Below are 16,712 nucleotides of genomic sequence, written 5' to 3'. Positions count from 1 at the left end.
AAAGGCGCGGCGGTATGATGATAGCGCTGCTCTTCCGCTGGAAAACATTGGTCTGAAGATTTGTGCGGGATGAGGGGCTCTTTGCCTTGACAGGGGTCTTGTCCCACCGTCAGGATGCCGCCGCTTGCATGGACCGGCCCCTTCCGATGGCGGGCCGGCTTGCGCAGGTGGTTCGATACGGTCCGAAAGAGGCCGAGAAGGCAGAAATGCCGCCCCTCGTGGCGGCGATCGGGCAACATCATCCTTTTGCTTGGGGGGAAGCGTCGTGGCGTCAGTCGACTTCGTCAATGTCAGGAAATCATTCGGGACCCACCCCGTCATCAAGGGCGTGGACATCGAGATTGCCGATGGCGAGTTCGTGATCCTGGTCGGCCCGTCGGGCTGCGGGAAATCCACGCTCCTGCGCATGCTGGCGGGCCTGGAGAACATCTCGGACGGCGAGATCCGCATCGGCAAGGATGTGGTCAACAACCTGCCGCCCAAAGAGCGCGACATCGCCATGGTGTTCCAGAACTACGCGCTCTATCCGCATATGAGCGTCGCCGACAATATGGGCTTCTCGCTCAAGCTGAAGGGCGCCAACAAGGCCGAGATCGAAAAACGCGTGAAGCCGGCCGCTGAAATTCTCGGCCTGTCCAAGCTGCTCGACCGCTATCCGCGCCAATTGTCCGGCGGTCAGCGCCAGCGCGTCGCCATGGGCCGCGCGATCGTGCGTGACCCTCAGGTCTTCCTGTTCGACGAACCGCTCTCCAATCTCGACGCCAAGCTGCGCGTGGCCATGCGCGCCGAGATCAAGGAACTGCATCAGCGCCTGAAGACGACGACGGTTTACGTCACCCACGACCAGATCGAGGCCATGACCATGGCCGACAAGATCGTGGTGATGCATGACGGCATCGTCGAGCAGATCGGCGCCCCGCTCGAGCTCTATGACCAGCCGGCCAATCTGTTCGTGGCCGGCTTCATCGGCTCGCCGGCAATGAATTTCATCAAGGGCCGGCTCGATCCCCAGGATGCCAGCCGCTTCATCGCCGCGGATGGCAGCGTTCTGCCGACGCGCGTGCCGCGCGAGACGACCGACAAGCCGCTCATCTACGGCCTCAGGCCCGAGAGCCTGCGATTGAGTGCCAGCGGCATTCCGCTGACCGTCGTGGTCACCGAGCCGACGGGATCCGAGACCCATATGATGGCCAAGCTCGCGGGCGTGGACGTGGCCTGCGTCTTCCACGAGCGCGTGGCGGCCCAACCTGGCGAGACCATCAATGTCTCCATCGATGTCGGCTCGACCCATCTGTTCGATGCCGAAAATGGCCGCCGTTTGGAGCCTGCCGCCTGACCGGCCAGGGCGGCATCTTGATATCGCTTCCGCATTCGGCGGCAGGAACGAGCGCGGTCCTTGCGAAGGCTGGGCTCGTCTTTTCTGACGGCTGACGAAAACTGCTTTGCCTGCACGCCCGACATATCGGTCGGCGTTCGGGCCATAAATAATTGCCATTGCCAGGGAGGACTTCGATGACGATCAACAGACGTGATCTGCTCACTGCTTCCGCGGGCCTCGCCGCGGCTGCCGGGCTTGGCCGCCTTGGCGTTGCGCCAGCCTTCGCCCAGGCAGCCGAACCCAGCTACAAGCCCGAGGAAGGCGCAAGCCTGCGCGTGCTGCGCTGGACCCCCTTCGTGCAGGGCGACGAAGATGCCTGGCTCGCCAATACCAAGAAGTTCACCGAGGCGACCGGCGTGCAGGTCCGCGTCGACAAGGAGAGCTGGGAGGACATTCGTCCGAAGGCGGCGGTGGCCGCCAATGTCGGCTCAGGCCCGGACATTGTGCTGTGCTGGTTCGACGACGCCCATCAATATCCCGACAAGCTGGTCGACCTCACCGAACTCGGCACCTATCTCGGGGGCAAATATGGCGGCTGGTATGACGGCCTGAAGGGCTATGCTACGCGCGAGGGCAAGTTCATCGCCCTGCCGTTGGCGGCGATCGGCAACGCCATCTGCTATCGCGACAGCCATATGAAGGCAGCCGGCTTCAGCGAATTCCCCAAGGATACCGCTGGCTTCCTCGAATTGTGCAAGGCGCTCAAGGCCAAGGGCACCCCGGCCGGCTTCCCGCATGGCAAGGCCGTGGGCGACGGCAACAATTATGCCCATTGGCTCTTGTGGAGCCATGGCGGCAAGATGGTCGACGAAAGCGGCAAGGTCACCATCAACTCGCCCGAGACCATCGCCTCGATCAAATATGCCAAATCGCTCTACGAGACCTTCATCCCCGGCACCGAGAGCTGGCTCGACATCAACAACAACCGCGCCTTCCTGGCGGGGCAGGTGTCACTGACCGCCAATGGCGTCTCGCTCTATTACGCGGCCAAGAAGGACGCCAAGCTCAAGGACCTGGCCGCGGATATCCGCACGGTCAACTTCCCGGTCGGCCCCGTGGGACAGAAGGTCGAACTGCACCAGACCACCTCGGCGCTACTGTTCAAGCATTCCAAATATCCCGAGGCGGCCAAGGCCTATCTGAAATTCATGTATGAGGACGCGCAGATGAATGCCTGGATCGGCGGATCCAGCGCCTATTGCTGCCAGGCCCTGAAGGCTTTTGCCGCCAATCCGGTGTGGACGGCCGATCCGATCCATGAACCCTATTCGCATGCCTCCGAGACGCTGCGCCCCAACGGCTATGCCGGCCCCCTCGGCTATGCCTCGGCTGGCGTGATGGCCGATTATGTGCTGGTCGACATGTATGCGGTCGCGGTGACAGGCCAGATGTCGCCGGAGGACGCGGCCGCCCAGGCCGAGAAGCGGGCCAATCGCTATTACCGGGTATAGGGGCTTGCCGGTCGGATAGGTTGCGCTTGCACCCCTTCTCCCCTTGCGGGACCTGGCACTTTCAGCGGAAGTGCCTTGGGTCCCGGCAGGGGGATGAGGGGTGGATGCGTAGCCCCATGGTAAACCTCGATATCCCGTTTTCCACCAAGGCACCCCATGAGCATCGCGACATCGAGACCACGGCCGCGACCTTCCGCCTTCGCCAAGCTGGCGCAGAGCAGGGGCGCGCTCGGCACACTCTTCATGCTGCCGGCGGCGGTGTTCCTGATCTGCCTGCTGGCCTATCCGCTGGGCCTGGGCGTCTGGCTCAGTTTCACCGACACCAAGATCGGGCGTGAGGGCGTTTTCGTAGGGCTGGAGAACTATGAGTTTCTCTGGGCCGATTCGGTGTTCTGGATGTCGGTGTTCAACACCGTCGTCTACACGGTCGTTGCCTCGATCCTCAAATTCGGCCTCGGCCTTTGGCTCGCTCTGCTCCTCAACCAGCATCTGCCCTTCAAGTCGCTGTTCCGGGCGATCGTGCTGCTGCCCTGGGTCGTACCCACCGTGCTCTCGGCCCTGGCCTTCTGGTGGATCTATGATGCGCAGTTCTCGATCATCTCCTGGACGCTGATGCAGCTTGGCCTGATCCAGCAGCCGATCAATTTCCTCGGTGATCCCGTCAATGCCCGCATCTCGGTGATCGTCGCCAATGTCTGGCGCGGCATTCCCTTCGTCGCCATCTCGCTGCTGGCCGGCCTCCAGACCATTTCGCCTTCGCTGCAGGAAGCCGCTTCGCTCGATGGCGCCACGAGCTGGCAGCGCTTCCGTCATGTCACCTTGCCGCTGCTGACGCCGATCATCGCCGTGGTGATGACCTTTTCGGTGCTGTTCACCTTCACCGATTTCCAGCTCATCTATGTGCTGACCAAGGGTGGCCCTGTGAATGCCACCCATCTGATGGCGACCCTTTCCTTCCAGCGCGGCATTCCCGGCGGCCAGCTCGGCGAAGGCGCGGCCATCGCGGTGGCGATGGTGCCCTTCCTGCTGGCTGCGATCCTGTTCAGCTTCTTCGGCCTGCAGCGCCGGCGCTGGCAACAGGGTGGACAGGAATGAGCGGAGGCACGACGATGAATTCGAAACAAGCCACCGCGCCGCTTACCGACAACGTCGAGGGTATGGCCTATCTCTCCAACCTGCCGCGGCGGGTGGTGACGGTCTACCTGCCCCTACTGGTCTTCGTCATCGTGCTGCTGTTCCCGTTCTACTGGATGGCGATCACCACGGTAAAGCCGAACGATCAATTGACCGATTACGCCAATCACAGCCCGTTCTGGGTTGTAGGACCCACGCTCGAACATATCCGCTATCTCCTGTTCGAGACCTCCTATCCGGGCTGGTTGCTCAACACGATCTATGTCTCGGTTGGCGCGACGGCGCTGGCACTCTTTGCCTCGGTTCTCGCCGCCTATGCGATCGAACGCATCCGGTTCAGGGGATCGCGTATCGTCGGCCTCCTGATCTTCCTGGCCTATCTGGTACCGCCCTCGATCCTGTTCATCCCACTCGCCTTCATCGTCTTCAAGCTCGGCATCTACGATACCAAGCTTGCTTTGATTTTCACCTATCCGACCTTCCTGATTCCCTTCTGCACCTGGCTGCTGATGGGCTATTTCCGCTCGATCCCCTATGAGCTGGAGGAGAGCGCCCTGGTCGACGGAGCCTCGCGCTGGCAGATCCTGGTGCGGGTGATCCTGCCGCTGGCGGTGCCGGGCCTGATTTCCGCCGGCATCTTCGCCTTCACCCTGTCCTGGAACGAGTTCATCTACGCGCTGACCTTCATCCAGTCGTCCGAGAACAAGACGGTGCCGGTGGGCGTGCTGACCGAGCTGGTAAGAGGTGACATCTTCGAATGGGGTTCGCTGATGGCGGGGGCGCTGTTCGGCTCCCTGCCGGTGGTGATCCTCTATTCCTTCTTCGTCGACTATTACGTGTCCTCGATGACGGGCGCGGTGAAGGAATAACCGGTTCGCATCACGGCCGCTTTTCTCTGGGACCGCCAGCATCCTGCTGGCTCTTGGAAACGCCGCCCTTGTTGGAAACAAAGAGCCAGCAGGGTGCTGGCAGTCCCAGGGAAATGGCGATCAAATATGCGGTGGCCACCCATGTCTCAGCGCCGGTTGCGCCGGTCCTCATACATCTGCTCGAGCGGGTCGATGAAAGAGCCGCCGAACAGCACATAGGCGATGACGAAATAGACGAATTTGGCGAGGGTGAAGAAGCCGATCCATTGCAACAGCACGAAGGGCGCGCTCACTGCGACGAGGCCGAAGCAGATCAGCGCGCTGGCGAGCAGGCATGCCAGCAGCACCACCAGATGCATCGCTAATTGCGTCCAGCTGTCATAGCCGCTGATGTCGAGCCTGCCCTTCACGCGGCCTCCCGTTCAGGTGACGCGATGTCCCGCCTATTTGTCCTCGGCGAATTTGTAGGCAGCCGCCTCCGGAGCCTTGCCGGTGATGCAGGCCTTGAACTTGGCGACTTCTTCAGGCCCAAAAGTGCCGAGGCCCTGGGCCTGGCATTCGGAACTCGCCTGGCTGTACTCGGCTTCCAGCTTGACGCAACGCTCCCGTTGCGGCGAGCCAGGCCGGACGCCCTTGCGGCTGCAGGTGTCGCCGGCAATACCCTGGGAGGCCTTGCGCCGCATGCAGTCCGCCATGGCTGTGCCCGCCTTCACCCCCTCGGCCTGGCAGGCCTTTTCGAGGGGGTTGGTGGTGGGGAATTCGGGCTGCTTTTCCGCCGCGCAGCCGGCAAGGGCGAAAGCGGCGAAGATGACGGGGAGGCTGATCCGGAACGAGAGCATGCGCGGGCGGCTTTCTGCCTGATGTGAATGCCCACCTCTTATCAGAGATCGATGCTCTCGATCACCAGGTTATGATTGGTATAGACACAGATATCCGCTGCGATGTTCATCGCCTTCTTGACGATGGCCTCGGCATCATAGTCGGTGTCGACCAGCGCCCTTGCGGCGGCCAACGCATAATTGCCGCCGGAACCGATCGCCATCACCCCGCCTTCGGGCTCCAGCACGTCGCCGGTGCCCGTCAGCACCAGCCCGGCCGATTTGTCCGCCACCAGCATCATTGCCTCCAGCCGGCGCAGATAGCGATCGGTGCGCCAGTCCTTGGCGAGCTCGACGCAGGCCCGCGTCAACTGGCTGGGATACTGCTCGAGCTTAGCTTCGAGCCGCTCGAATAAAGTGAAGGCGTCGGCGGTGGCCCCGGCAAAGCCGGCGATCACATCGCCCTTGCCGAGCCGGCGCACCTTGCGGGCATTGCCCTTGATCACGGTCTGGCCGAGGCTGACCTGCCCGTCGCCGCCGATCACCACGCGCCCGCCCTTGCGGACCATCAGGATGGTGGTGGCGTGGAAGGGCGAACGGGGGCCGCTGTCGGGGCCGGCGGAACGATCTGATGTCATCGGAACCTCACTGAACATGGCCTCTATCTAGGAGGTCCCGGGCAAAAGGCAAAGGGCGGGAAGGCGAGAGTCCCCTTTATCGCTTCACTCAACTCGTCTATCGATTCGGCATGAACAGCATCTTCGCCGGCCTTTCCACCACCGTCTTCGAAACCATGTCGCGCCTTGCCCGCGAGCATGATGCCGTCAATCTCGGCCAGGGCTTTCCGGATGATGCCGGGCCGTTCGACGTGCGCGAAAAGGCGGCCGAGGCCGTGATGACGGGGTGGAACCAATATCCGCCCATGCTCGGCCTGCCCGAGCTGCGCCGCGCCATCGCCGAGCACTATGCCCGCTTCCAGGGCGTGGCGCTTGATCCCGAAACCGAGGTGATGGTCACCTCCGGCGCCACCGAGGCGATTGCCGACGCCCTGATGGCGCTGATAGAGCCGGGCGACGAGGTGGTGCTGTTCCAGCCGATGTATGACGCCTATCTGCCGCTGGTGCGCCGGGCGGGTGGGGTGCCGCGCTTCGTCACGCTGCAACCGCCCCATTGGCGCCTGACGCGCGAGACGCTCGATGCCGCCTTTTCCTCGCGCACGAAGGTCGTGTTGTTCAACAACCCACTCAATCCGGCCGCTATCGCTTTTTCGGACGAAGACCAGGCCCTGCTGGCGGAATATTGCGTGCATTACAACGCCATCGCCGTCTGCGACGAGGTCTGGGAGCATGTGCTGTTCGACGGCCGGGTGCACCGGCCGCTGATCGGCTTTCCCGGCATGCGCGAGCGCACGGTGAAGATCGGCTCGGCCGGCAAGATCTTCTCGCTCACCGGCTGGAAGGTCGGCTTCGTCATGGCGGCCGCGCCGATCCTGAAGGTGATCGCCAAGGCGCACCAGTTCTTCACCTTCACCACGCCTCCCAATTTGCAGACTGCCGTCGCCTACGGGCTCGGCAAGGAGGACGCCTATTTCACCGGCATGCGGGCAGCGCTGCAACGCTCGCGCGATCGGTTTGCGGAGGGGCTGGCCGAGCTCGGCTTCGCCACCCTGCCGAGCCAGGCGAGCTACTTCCTCAACATCGACCTGACGGCCAGCGGCATCGAGGAGGACGATGTCGGCTTCTGCCAACGCCTGGTGGTCGAGCACAAGGTCGCCGCCATTCCGGTCTCGGCTTTCTATGCGCAGGATGCGGTAACGACCGTGGTGCGCTTCTGCTTCGCCAAGCGGGACGAGACCCTGGCAGCCGCGCTCGCCAATCTGAAGGGCGTGGCGCGGCGGGGGTGATTGAGCGGGAACCGCCTCCTCAATCGCGCCGACGCGCGCCCAGCCGGGCCAGGAAGGCGAGCGAGACGCTGGTGAGGCCCAGCGCCATCAGCCACCAGGGCTGCCAGGCGGCGAGGCCTGCAAACATCATCACCAAAGCGGAGGCCGAGACAGCGAGGGCGGCGGGTGCCGAACGGTCGTCGTCGCGGTTCATGCCCATCAGCGTCAGCCAGAGCGCGATCGCCGCCAGCGCCACGCCGACAAGGCCGAGTTCGAGCCAGATCTGCAGCGCGGCATTGTGGGGCGAAGCCAGGAGCTGGCCGCCGATGCCACGGGTCAGCGACGAACTCGAATCATATCCGAAGCCGGCTAAGAGGTGATCGGGCAGGGCGTAGGTCACGTCGCGCCAGAGCGCCACCAAATGATCGCCCTCGGCCGGCAGCAGGAAGCCGCCCCAGCGTGCCATCATCCAGCCGGCCAATGGTGCGAGCACCAGCAGGACCAGGGCCGAGATGGCGACGGCGAAAGCGGCGGCCCGCCGGCGCCACAGGGCCAGGGTCATCACCACGATGCCGGCGATGAAGGCGGTGAAGATCACCAGATCATGCACCAGCCAGAGCGCCAATATCGTCACCAGGCAGAGCAGCAGGGCCTGCCAGCTGCGGCCGCGTGCCAGGACGGCGCCCACCGCCGGCCAGACCAGGAGGGCGAGAAGCAGGGCGGCGCGCGTACTCTCGGCGTCCTCCGTGCCCGTCTCACCGAGGCCTTGCAGAGGCGAGCCCGGCAGATATTCGAAGATCAGGGTCACGCTGGCGATGCCGACGCCGATCGGAATGAGGTTGGCGTCGCTGAAGCGCACCCGCGGCTTCAGGCAGGAAATCGTGACGGCGAACAAGAGTACGACGCCCAATATGCCCGGCAGCCGGCCGGCCGCCGAAGCGGGACGGGGGGTCCACCAGATGCTGATGGCAGCCCAGACCAGCAAGGCAAGCAGCGCCAGGGTGCGGGGCGAGGTCAGCGCACCCTGCAGGCGGCGCAGCGCCGTCGGCAGGCGGTTGTCGAGCGCCGCCGCCAGGATCAGCAGGGCGGTGGCGATCGGTACGATGATCGCCACGGCGTGGCGCGAGAACATGGCAAAAAAAGGCGCAAAAATGACCAGCAGGAACAAGCCCAGCCGGGTCAGGAGGCCCGACACCGCGAGTGCGGGGTCGAGCGGAGCTTCATAGGCGCGCCGTTCCATCGCCTCGTCCTCAATCGTCGAGAGCTAGCTATGGCCGAAGGCAGGCGAGGCGTCGATGACGAAAAAGTCACACTATGGTTAAAATCGTCCGGGGGCCTGTCGGTCGCAATGCCACATTGGGCGTAGTCCCCGGGAGCCGCCGCTCCCCTCCAGGAGAGGGATAGCAGCGACTTCCGGGACGGCTGGCCCGTCCGCCATTGCACTTGCCTCCTTGATGCGTCACATCGGCGCGATGCGTGTGTTCGATCAGCCTTTGCCCATCGATGATGCCCTGCCGGCCCTCAAGCAGGCCCTGCAGGCGCGTTCCAATGCTGTCCTCGTCGCGCCGCCCGGTGCGGGCAAGACCACGCGCGTGCCGCTGGCCCTGCTGGACCAGGCCTGGACAGGCGGGGGCAAGATCATCGTGCTGGAGCCGCGTCGTCTTGCCGCTCGCGCTGCCGCCGCCCGCATGGCTGCCACGCTGGGCGAATCCGTCGGCGCCACGGTCGGCCTGCGCGTGCGCCTCGAATCGCGCATCTCGGCCAGGACCCGCATCGAGGTGGTTACCGAGGGCGTATTCGCCCGCATGATTCTCGACGACCCCTTGCTCGACGGTGTGGCCGCCGTGCTGTTCGACGAGTTCCACGAACGCTCGCTCGACGCCGACCAGGGGCTGGCCTTCGCACTCGACGCCCAGGCCGGACTGCGCGAGGACCTGCGCATCCTGCCGATGTCGGCGACGATCGACGGCGCGCGCGTTGCCGCGCTTCTGGGCGATGCGCCGGTTATCGAGAGTGCCGGCCGTGCCTTTCCGGTGGTCACGCATTATCTCGGCCGCGATCCGCGTCAGCGCCTCGACGAAGCGGTTGCCGATGCGGTGATGCGGGCCCTGAGGGCGGAGACGGGCTCCATCCTGGTCTTCTTGCCCGGCCAGGGTGAGATCACCCGCGTGGCCCGGTTGCTGGCGGAGCGCAATCTTGGCGAGGGCGTCGACATCGCTCCCTTGTTCGGCGCCATGGAGGCGCGCGACCAGGACCGCGCCGTCGCTCCCGCGCCGGCGGGGCGCCGCAAGGTGGTGCTGTCAACCTCGATCGCCGAGACCAGCCTCACCATCGAGGGCGTGCGCGTGGTCATCGATGCGGGCCTCGCCCGCGTGCCGCGCTATGAGCCGGATCTTGGCCTCACCCGGCTCGAAACCGTGCGGGTGTCGCGCGCGAGCGCCGACCAGCGGCGCGGTCGCGCCGGGCGTACCGAGCCGGGTGCCTGCTACCGGCTGTGGGAGGAGGCGGCCACCGGCGCCTTCGAGGCTTTCGCCAAGCCCGAGATCCTGGCGGCCGATCTCAGCCCATTGTTGCTCGATTGTGCTGCATGGGGGGTGGGCGATCCCCTGGCGCTCGCCTGGCTCGATCCCCCGCCTGCCCCCGCGCTCAAGGAGGCGAGAGCGTTGCTGACGGCAATCGAAGCTGTCGATGCCGATGGCCGGCTGACCGAAATGGGGCGCCATCTCTCCAGTCTGGCCCTGCCGCCTCGGCTTGCGCGCATGATCGTATCAGCCGCGCCGGCGGGAGAAGGGATGCTCGCGGCCGAAATTGCCGCCATCCTGTCGGAACGGGGGCTCGGCGGCGACGGCACCGACCTGGTGGAGCGCATCGAACGCTTTCGGCGAGACCGCGGCGGGCGGGCGCAGGACATGCGCCGGTTGGCCAGGACTTGGGCAAGGATCGGGTGGGCCAGAACCGTCAGCACCGAGACGGCCAGCAAGGAAGCGGGGCGGGGCGAGGGCGATTCGGCCCGGGCCGGTCCGGTTCTGGCCCTGGCCTATCCGGACCGCATTGCTGTGGCGAGGGGGCAGCCCGGAAGCTTCACCATGGAGAATGGTCGGGCTGCCCGCCTGGAGCCGTATGACCGCCTGGCCCGCGAGCCGACGCTCGCCATCGCCGAGATGGCGGGCAGCGCCGGCGCGAGCCGTATCCTCTTGGCGGCCCCGATCGCGGCCGAGGAGATCGAGGCTTTGTCCGGCGTCAGCGAAAGCGTGAGCATGGGCTATGATGCCGCTAGCGCCAGCCTGAAAGCCCGCTCTGTCCGACGCTATCGCCGCCTGGTGCTGCAGGAGACCACGGCGCCGCTGACCTTGGATGCCGCCGCTGCCGCCGTACTTGCCCGCGGCCTCGCCCAGGCCGGCATCGGCCGCCTGCCCTGGAGCAAGGCCCAGCGCCAGTTGCGCGATCGCATCGCCTTCCTCACCGCCAGCGGCTCGCCGGATTGGCCCGATCTTTCCGATCAGGCCTTGGCGGAGAATGCCGAAACCTGGCTCGCCCCGGCCATCGAAGGTGTGCGGGGCCTGTCCGGCATCACGGCCGAGCATCTGGAGAATGCCCTCGCCGACCTGCTGCCCTGGCACGAGCGCAGGCGGCTCGATACCGAAGCGCCGGCCTTCTTCGAGGCGCCGACCGGCTCGCGTCTCGCCATCGACTACGAGGCGGAGGGCGGTCCCGCCATCTCGGTGCGCGTGCAGGAACTGTTTGGGCTCGCCACCCATCCCGGCATTGCCGGCGGGCGCGTGCCGCTCACCATCAACCTGCTTTCCCCGGCCCATCGGCCCGTGCAGGTGACCAAGGATCTGCCAGGCTTCTGGAAGGGCTCCTATGCCGCCGTCCGGATCGAGATGAAAGGGCGCTATCCCCGCCATCCCTGGCCCGAAGATCCGGCCGCAGCCCTGCCGACCACCCGGACGAAACCGCGCGGCACCTGACGGCGATCACCGGGCTTCATCGGTTGGCAGAGCGGCAGGCCGATCGTGTCATCCGGGACGGGCAAGTCCGGGATGGGCTGGAGACCCGGTCAGGTCTTGCTTTCGGTGAGATGCGCGGCCTGCAAGGCCTTGGCGAGGGCGCTCATCGAGCCTGAAGGCGGGAGCGAGACGATCTGAATGTCCGGTTGGGCAGCGAGTTCGTTGACGGAAGAGGGCCGGTTGCGGCGCGGGCGGGCATCGAGAATGCGATGCAATAGCGTAACAATACACATGGCAATAACCTCAAAATACACCCCCAATATAATTTAAATTTGAATTTCGGCAATGTCATGGTGCCGACATGAATTTGGAACGGCCCGAAGAGTGGGGGATAAAACGAAGGTATCGTGGCCGCGACGCAGCGAGCCGAAAGGGGAGGGGCCAAGTGCCGCATTCGAGACGGATCTTCGCAGGCGGTGGTCGGCAAACCTGCGTTCTCTTCTACCGGCCCGCCTTGTTCCGTCGCCACTTAGTCTGTGGATCTGGCGCGTTTCGTGGCCCTCGACGCAATTGATATAGGTCGTGATATATGTCGCAGGGGGCTGTTCACCGCAACCGGCTTCAGGCTCGCAAGGTACCGGGACGACAGACAGGCCGCGGCAGGGCGCCGATGCTCGCTCCGGTTCCGCGATCAACACGCCTTAGCGCTTGCGTACGAACTCGGTACGCAAGACCAGACCTTTGATGGAGTCGTGGCGGCAGTCGATTTCCTGATCGTTGTCCGTCAGTCGAATCGACTTGATGACCGTGCCCTGCTTGAGGGTCTGATTGGCCCCCTTTACCTTGAGGTCCTTGACGAGGACCACGGAATCGCCATCGGCGAGGGTATTTCCGGCCGCATCCCGTACCACGGCCCGGTCCGCCTTGGCGGGAGGCGCCATCTCCGAGGCCGGCCGCCATTCGCCGGTCACCTCATCGTAGACATAGTCATCATTCTGATCGGCCATTTTGCTTGCACCTTTGCTTATGGAGTTTCCCGGTCGAGTCCGAGAACGAACCGCCGTCACGACCAGATCCACTTCACAAGCCGGACGGACGCCATCTACATCGCTGCGGTCGACCGGTGCAAATCCTTGATCAATTCCGGCAGCAGATCCCGCATTGCCCGGAGAGGGCGCGCACCCTGCCATCCCCGCCTGGGATCGAGCGATCGATCCTCGGAAGGGGATTTCACGCTGATATCGGGATCACGTCACCGGCTCCGTCATGCTGTCGTCGTATTCTCCGCGACTTCTTGCGAGTCCCGATTGACTTCCCGGACGCCATCCCCCATAAGCACCGGCGAATTTGGCGTCGCCCTATCGGGCCCGGACGCACCCAGGGCGAAGGCCGGGGCGCGTTTTTGGTGTTCGGGGGTGCGCTTTTCCATTCAACTCGATCGGCATCCGGCCGCGACCGCGGAGAACGACCCGTGAAACGTACTTATCAACCGTCCAAGCTTGTCCGCAAGCGTCGCCATGGCTTCCGTGCCCGTCTGGGCACCAAGGCAGGCCGCAAGGTTCTGGCTGCCCGTCGCGCCCACGGCCGCAAGCGCCTGTCGGCCTGACCGGAACGGATTGGCACAATGATTCCGCATCATTGTGCCAAGCTGATTTCTCTCGATCGTGCCACGGGCACGATCGAGAGAAATCAGCGAGATTCCGGACATTTGCAAAGTTTCCCGGCAAGATCTTGCCGGGAAACTTTGCCTGGAGCATTTTGCTCAAGAGCCTCCGAGCCCTCATCGATGCAGCGTCTGCTCAAGCGCCGGGACTTCCTTTTCGTCCGCGAAGGCCGCAGGGCACATGCTGCAACGCTATCCCTGCAGGCACGCCGCCGCGAGCGCGCGGGTGCAGTCGAGGCTGCGCCGCCGGCGTCTGAGACTGTCGAGCCGCGTGTCGGCTTCACCGTGACCAAGAAGGAAGGTTGCGCCGTCGAGCGCAATCGGATCCGCCGGCGCTTGCGCGAGGCGGTGCGGCTGTCTGGCGCTCTTCACGCGCGCGATGGTTATGACTATGTCGTGCTCGGGCGGCGCTCCGCCCTCGACGCATCTTTTGCGACGATCGTTGATGAAATGGTAACGGCGTTCGGCCGTGTGCACAGCGAGCGTCAAGGCGCCCGCAAGCCACGCCGTTCAGCCGATGAGGCTGTACGATGAAGAATTTTGACACCAAGAACGTCGTTCTGGCGGTCGTCCTGACGCTGCTCGTCGTCGTCGTGTGGGAATATTTCATCGGCCAGCCCATGCAGCGGCGCCAGCAGCAGGAAGCCCAGCAGCAACAGCAGATCCAGCAGACCCTGCAGCAACAACAACAGCAGCAGCAGGCGGCTACGCCCACGCCCACGCCCGGCGTTCCCGGCGGCGCGGGAGGGCAGAAGCAATTCTCCAGCCGCGCTGAAGCGGTGGCGGCGAGCACGCAGCGCGTAAAGATCGATGCCCAGCGTCTGATCGGTTCGATCAACCTGGTTGGCGGCCTGATCGACGACGTGGCCCTGCGCGGTTATCGCGAGACGCTCGACCCCAACTCTTCCAATGTCGATCTCTTCTCGCCGTTCGGCACCCCTGTAAAGCCGGCTGATCATCACGCCAATCTGGAAAATCGCGGCCCCTATTTGACGGTCTTTGGCTGGCAGGAAAAGCCGGGTTCCAATGCCGCGACCAAGCTCAACCTGCCCGGTTTGAAGACGGTCTGGACGGCCAAGTCGCAAGCGCCCCTGTCGGCCGCCACGCCCGTCGAGCTGCAATGGGACAATGGCCAGGGCCTGATTTTCCACCGCACCATCTCGATTGATGAGGATCGCGGCCAGAGCGGTTCCCTGCTGCCGTCGGCCGGCGAGACGCTGCCCGCCGACAAGCTCGACCTGCCTCGCCAGAATCTACCCAAGGATCAGCAGGCCAGCGCCGCCAAGCCGATCGGCGGTTTCATGTTCACCGTCAAGGACAGCGTGGAGAACAAGGGTACGGCGCCTGTGGAGATCGTGCCCCAGGCTTATATGCTGCGCGTCGGTACCCCGGGGACTCAGGGCACTTACGTTCTGCATGAGGGGCCGATTGGTCGGTTCTCCGGTTCCCAGAAGGAACTGTCCTACAAGGATCTGGCGCCCGACGCCAAGCAGGAGCCCTTTGCCGACGTCACGGGATGGCTCGGCTTCACGGACAAGTATTGGGCCAACGCGCTGGTTCCCGATCCCTCGGCCCGCTTCACCGCCCGTTTCGTCGGCCAGGATTTCGGCGGCACGCCGGCCTATCTCGCCCAGATCGACCGGCCAGCCCTGACGATTGCGCCGGGCGCGAGCGCGGATGTGAGCACCAATCTGTTCTCCGGCGCCAAGGAAGTCGCGACCCTTTCCTATTACGACGATAAGCTGAAGACCGATAACATCGCCTATCTGATCGACTGGGGCTATCTGTGGTTCATCACCAAGCCCTTGTTCCGCCTGATCGAGATCCTCTTCCATCTCTTCGGCAATTTCGGTCTCGCCATTCTCGGCACCACCGTCATCCTCAAGCTGTTCTTCTTCCCGCTCGCCAATCGCTCCTATGAGTCGATGTCGAAGATGAAGAAGTTCCAGCCCGAGATGCAGAAGATCAAGGACGAGTTCCCTGACGACCGCATGAAGCAGCAGCAGGCCACCATGGCCCTGTACAAGGAAAACAAGATCAATCCGCTCTCGGGTTGCTTGCCGATGCTGCTGCAGATTCCGGTGTTCTTCGCACTCTACAAGGTGCTGTTCGTCACCATCGAAATGCGCCAGGCGCCCTTCTATGGCTGGATCCACGATCTGTCGGCGCCCGATCCGACCACCCTGTTCAATCTGTTCGGCCTGATCCCGTGGACGCCGCCCTCCGTGCTGATGGTCGGTTTCTGGGTGGTGGTGATGGGCATCACCATGTTCATCCAGATGCAGCTCAACCCCGCGCCGCCGGATCCGACCCAGGCCGCCATGTTCCGCTGGATGCCGCTGATCTTCACCTACATGCTCGCCGCCTTCCCGGCCGGCCTGGTGATCTACTATTGCTGGAACAACACGCTCTCGATCCTGCAGCAGGTCTTCATCATGAAGAAGAACGGCGTGAAGGTTGAGCTGTGGGACAATCTCAAGGCCATGTTCGGGCGTAAGCCATCATCGGCGGCGAGTTGATGTCCGAGGGACCTGATTATACGGAAGCCGGCAGGAAACTCTTCGCCCACACCTGGGATTTCCGCCACGCCTCCAATACGCTGGAGGCGTTGCCGCCCCCCGGTGGGGTCGAGATCGCGCTCGCCGGCCGCTCCAATGTCGGCAAGTCGAGCCTGATCAACGCGCTGACCAACCGCAACGCCCTGGCCCGCACCTCGCACACGCCGGGGCGCACGCAGGAACTGATCTTTTTTTCTTCGAACCCAGCCCTGACCCTCGTCGACATGCCGGGTTATGGCTATGCCAAGGTCAGCGAATCCAAGGTCAAGGCGTGGACCCGGCTGATCCATGACTATCTGCGCGGACGGGTGAATCTGGCGCGCGTCTTCGTGCTGATCGATGCCCGGCATGGCCTGAAGACCACCGACGATGCCGTGCTGAAAACGCTGGATCTGGCGGCCGTCGTCTACCAGATCGTGCTGACCAAGGCCGACGAAGTGAAAAAGCCCGATCTGGAACGCTGCATCGCCGAGACCAAGGAAAAGATCTCGCGCCGCCCGGCCGCCTTCCCCGAACTCATCGTCACGTCGAGCCGTGAAGGCACGGGCATGGACGAACTGCGTGCCACCATTGCCCAGATCCTGGCCGAGCGCGGCGGCCTGACGCTGTGATCGCCGACCGCCTGCTCACCGGGCTGGGCTGCCTGTACGGCGCCGCCGGCATCGGCCTGATGGCGCTTGCCGCCCATGGCAAATGGCCCAGCATCGACTATGCCGCCATCATGGTGCTCGCCCATGCGCCGGCCCTGATCGCCATTGTCGTGGCCATTCGCGCAGGCCTGCTCCATGCGATGCTGGCCCGGCCCGCCGCCTTCCTCCTCGCTGCCGCCGTGGCCCTGTTCTCGGCCGACGTGGTGTTGAACGCCATGACAGGCCAGCGCCTGTTCCCGATGGCCGCGCCGATCGGCGGTACCGGCTCGATGGCTGCCTGGCTGCTGGTGGGCGTATCAGCGCTGGTGGCGAAGAAGTAGCGGAGCGCGGACATCCTGTCCGCTCTTGGAAGAGCAACA

17 protein-coding genes are annotated in these 16,712 nt (G+C 64.3%); 11 read left to right on the top strand and 6 right to left on the bottom strand.

Annotated features, from left to right (window positions below; translation table 11 throughout):
* Positions 1 to 265 precede the first annotated feature (265 nt).
* The 4 genes from ACR9ZN_RS19690 to ACR9ZN_RS19675 all read left to right on the top strand — a co-directional run bounded on the left by ACR9ZN_RS19690 (position 266) and on the right by ACR9ZN_RS19675 (position 4,832).
* The gene (locus ACR9ZN_RS19690) at positions 266 to 1,336 is read left to right on the top strand and encodes an ABC transporter ATP-binding protein (RefSeq protein WP_454815981.1); all 1,071 of its coding nucleotides are present in this window, start codon (positions 266 to 268) and stop codon (positions 1,334 to 1,336) included.
* A gap of 176 nt (positions 1,337 to 1,512) precedes the next feature.
* On the top strand, positions 1,513 to 2,829 hold the full coding sequence (locus ACR9ZN_RS19685) for an ABC transporter substrate-binding protein (protein ID WP_434958143.1): 1,317 nt from the start codon (positions 1,513 to 1,515) through the stop codon (positions 2,827 to 2,829).
* Between the two features lie 156 nt (positions 2,830 to 2,985).
* Positions 2,986 to 3,924 carry a carbohydrate ABC transporter permease gene (locus ACR9ZN_RS19680; protein ID WP_454815978.1) on the top strand — a complete coding sequence of 313 codons (939 nt, stop codon included), beginning with the start codon at positions 2,986 to 2,988 and terminating at the stop codon, positions 3,922 to 3,924.
* A 14-nt stretch (positions 3,925 to 3,938) separates the two neighbouring features.
* Positions 3,939 to 4,832, top strand: a complete 894-nt coding sequence (locus ACR9ZN_RS19675) for a carbohydrate ABC transporter permease (RefSeq protein ID WP_481272968.1) — start codon at positions 3,939 to 3,941, stop codon at positions 4,830 to 4,832.
* A 146-nt stretch (positions 4,833 to 4,978) separates the two neighbouring features.
* On the opposite strand, the gene ACR9ZN_RS19670 is transcribed toward ACR9ZN_RS19675, so the two are convergent.
* The 3 genes from ACR9ZN_RS19670 to hslV are packed head-to-tail and all read right to left on the bottom strand — an operon-like array spanning position 4,979 to position 6,288.
* The gene (locus ACR9ZN_RS19670; RefSeq protein ID WP_454815976.1) at positions 4,979 to 5,242 is read right to left on the bottom strand and encodes a hypothetical protein; all 264 of its coding nucleotides are present in this window, start codon (positions 5,240 to 5,242) and stop codon (positions 4,979 to 4,981) included.
* Between the two features lie 33 nt (positions 5,243 to 5,275).
* Entirely contained in the window at positions 5,276 to 5,671 is a 396-nt protein-coding gene (locus tag ACR9ZN_RS19665) for a hypothetical protein (RefSeq protein ID WP_434958139.1), read from the bottom strand.
* 41 nt (positions 5,672 to 5,712) lie between these two features.
* Positions 5,713 to 6,288, bottom strand: a complete 576-nt coding sequence (hslV, locus tag ACR9ZN_RS19660; protein ID WP_434958138.1) for an ATP-dependent protease subunit HslV — start codon at positions 6,286 to 6,288, stop codon at positions 5,713 to 5,715.
* A gap of 110 nt (positions 6,289 to 6,398) precedes the next feature.
* Here hslV and ACR9ZN_RS19655 point away from each other — a divergent pair, with 110 nt between their 5' ends.
* On the top strand, positions 6,399 to 7,553 hold the full coding sequence (locus tag ACR9ZN_RS19655) for an aminotransferase (RefSeq protein WP_481272967.1): 1,155 nt from the start codon (positions 6,399 to 6,401) through the stop codon (positions 7,551 to 7,553).
* Between the two features lie 19 nt (positions 7,554 to 7,572).
* On the opposite strand, the gene ACR9ZN_RS19650 is transcribed toward ACR9ZN_RS19655, so the two are convergent.
* Positions 7,573 to 8,772, bottom strand: a complete 1,200-nt coding sequence (locus ACR9ZN_RS19650; RefSeq protein WP_434958136.1) for a hypothetical protein — start codon at positions 8,770 to 8,772, stop codon at positions 7,573 to 7,575.
* 214 nt (positions 8,773 to 8,986) lie between these two features.
* Between ACR9ZN_RS19650 and hrpB the strand changes: the two genes are divergently transcribed.
* Complete coding sequence (gene hrpB, locus ACR9ZN_RS19645) at positions 8,987 to 11,503, top strand: ATP-dependent helicase HrpB (RefSeq protein WP_481274374.1); 2,517 nt, start codon at positions 8,987 to 8,989, stop codon at positions 11,501 to 11,503.
* Positions 11,504 to 11,592: 89 nt separating this feature from the next.
* Here the strand turns inward: hrpB and ACR9ZN_RS19640 are convergent, their stop codons facing one another.
* Positions 11,593 to 11,775, bottom strand: coding sequence for a hypothetical protein (locus ACR9ZN_RS19640; protein ID WP_434958135.1), 183 nt, complete (start codon positions 11,773 to 11,775; stop codon positions 11,593 to 11,595).
* 408 nt (positions 11,776 to 12,183) lie between these two features.
* Positions 12,184 to 12,489 carry a zinc ribbon domain-containing protein YjdM gene (locus ACR9ZN_RS19635; RefSeq protein ID WP_454815967.1) on the bottom strand — a complete coding sequence of 102 codons (306 nt, stop codon included), beginning with the start codon at positions 12,487 to 12,489 and terminating at the stop codon, positions 12,184 to 12,186.
* 464 nt (positions 12,490 to 12,953) lie between these two features.
* Here ACR9ZN_RS19635 and rpmH point away from each other — a divergent pair, with 464 nt between their 5' ends.
* The 5 genes from rpmH (at position 12,954) to ACR9ZN_RS19610 (ending at position 16,673) form a co-directional block, all read left to right on the top strand.
* Positions 12,954 to 13,088 carry a 50S ribosomal protein L34 gene (rpmH, locus tag ACR9ZN_RS19630; RefSeq protein ID WP_082980037.1) on the top strand — a complete coding sequence of 45 codons (135 nt, stop codon included), beginning with the start codon at positions 12,954 to 12,956 and terminating at the stop codon, positions 13,086 to 13,088.
* 180 nt (positions 13,089 to 13,268) lie between these two features.
* Positions 13,269 to 13,679: a ribonuclease P protein component gene (gene rnpA, locus ACR9ZN_RS19625; protein WP_454815965.1), complete on the top strand. Its 411-nt coding sequence runs from the start codon at positions 13,269 to 13,271 to the stop codon at positions 13,677 to 13,679.
* On the top strand, positions 13,676 to 15,664 hold the full coding sequence (gene yidC / locus ACR9ZN_RS19620) for a membrane protein insertase YidC (RefSeq protein ID WP_481272966.1): 1,989 nt from the start codon (positions 13,676 to 13,678) through the stop codon (positions 15,662 to 15,664). The genes rnpA and yidC overlap by 4 nt, the downstream gene beginning before the upstream one ends.
* Positions 15,664 to 16,314: a ribosome biogenesis GTP-binding protein YihA/YsxC gene (gene yihA, locus ACR9ZN_RS19615; RefSeq protein ID WP_481272965.1), complete on the top strand. Its 651-nt coding sequence runs from the start codon at positions 15,664 to 15,666 to the stop codon at positions 16,312 to 16,314. Before yidC ends, yihA begins: the two co-directional genes overlap by 1 nt.
* Positions 16,311 to 16,673, top strand: a complete 363-nt coding sequence (locus tag ACR9ZN_RS19610; protein WP_481272964.1) for a DUF423 domain-containing protein — start codon at positions 16,311 to 16,313, stop codon at positions 16,671 to 16,673. The genes yihA and ACR9ZN_RS19610 overlap by 4 nt, the downstream gene beginning before the upstream one ends.
* Positions 16,674 to 16,712: the final 39 nt, after the last annotated feature.

It is taken from the genome of Labrys sp. HAY1-8F, assembly GCF_056754975.1.
Note: the sequence above shows the minus strand (reverse complement) of the source record. Positions and strands in the feature narration are given on the sequence as shown.

Bases quoted from the DNA above. Each gene is read 5' to 3' on its own strand.
- ACR9ZN_RS19655 (WP_481272967.1), top strand. From the start codon at position 6,399: ATGAACAGCATCTTCGCCGGCCTTTCCACCACCGTCTTCGAAACCATG.
- hrpB (WP_481274374.1), top strand. From the start codon at position 8,987: ATGCGTCACATCGGCGCGATGCGTGTGTTCGATCAGCCTTTGCCCATC.
- ACR9ZN_RS19675 (WP_481272968.1), top strand. From the start codon at position 3,939: ATGAATTCGAAACAAGCCACCGCGCCGCTTACCGACAACGTCGAGGGT.
- ACR9ZN_RS19640 (WP_434958135.1), bottom strand. From the start codon at position 11,775: ATGTGTATTGTTACGCTATTGCATCGCATTCTCGATGCCCGCCCGCGC.
- yihA (WP_481272965.1), top strand. From the start codon at position 15,664: ATGTCCGAGGGACCTGATTATACGGAAGCCGGCAGGAAACTCTTCGCC.
- hslV (WP_434958138.1), bottom strand. From the start codon at position 6,288: ATGACATCAGATCGTTCCGCCGGCCCCGACAGCGGCCCCCGTTCGCCC.
- ACR9ZN_RS19685 (WP_434958143.1), top strand. From the start codon at position 1,513: ATGACGATCAACAGACGTGATCTGCTCACTGCTTCCGCGGGCCTCGCC.
- ACR9ZN_RS19680 (WP_454815978.1), top strand. From the start codon at position 2,986: ATGAGCATCGCGACATCGAGACCACGGCCGCGACCTTCCGCCTTCGCC.
- ACR9ZN_RS19650 (WP_434958136.1), bottom strand. From the start codon at position 8,772: ATGGAACGGCGCGCCTATGAAGCTCCGCTCGACCCCGCACTCGCGGTG.
- yidC (WP_481272966.1), top strand. From the start codon at position 13,676: ATGAAGAATTTTGACACCAAGAACGTCGTTCTGGCGGTCGTCCTGACG.
- rnpA (WP_454815965.1), top strand. From the start codon at position 13,269: ATGCAGCGTCTGCTCAAGCGCCGGGACTTCCTTTTCGTCCGCGAAGGC.
- ACR9ZN_RS19665 (WP_434958139.1), bottom strand. From the start codon at position 5,671: ATGCTCTCGTTCCGGATCAGCCTCCCCGTCATCTTCGCCGCTTTCGCC.
- ACR9ZN_RS19635 (WP_454815967.1), bottom strand. From the start codon at position 12,489: ATGGCCGATCAGAATGATGACTATGTCTACGATGAGGTGACCGGCGAA.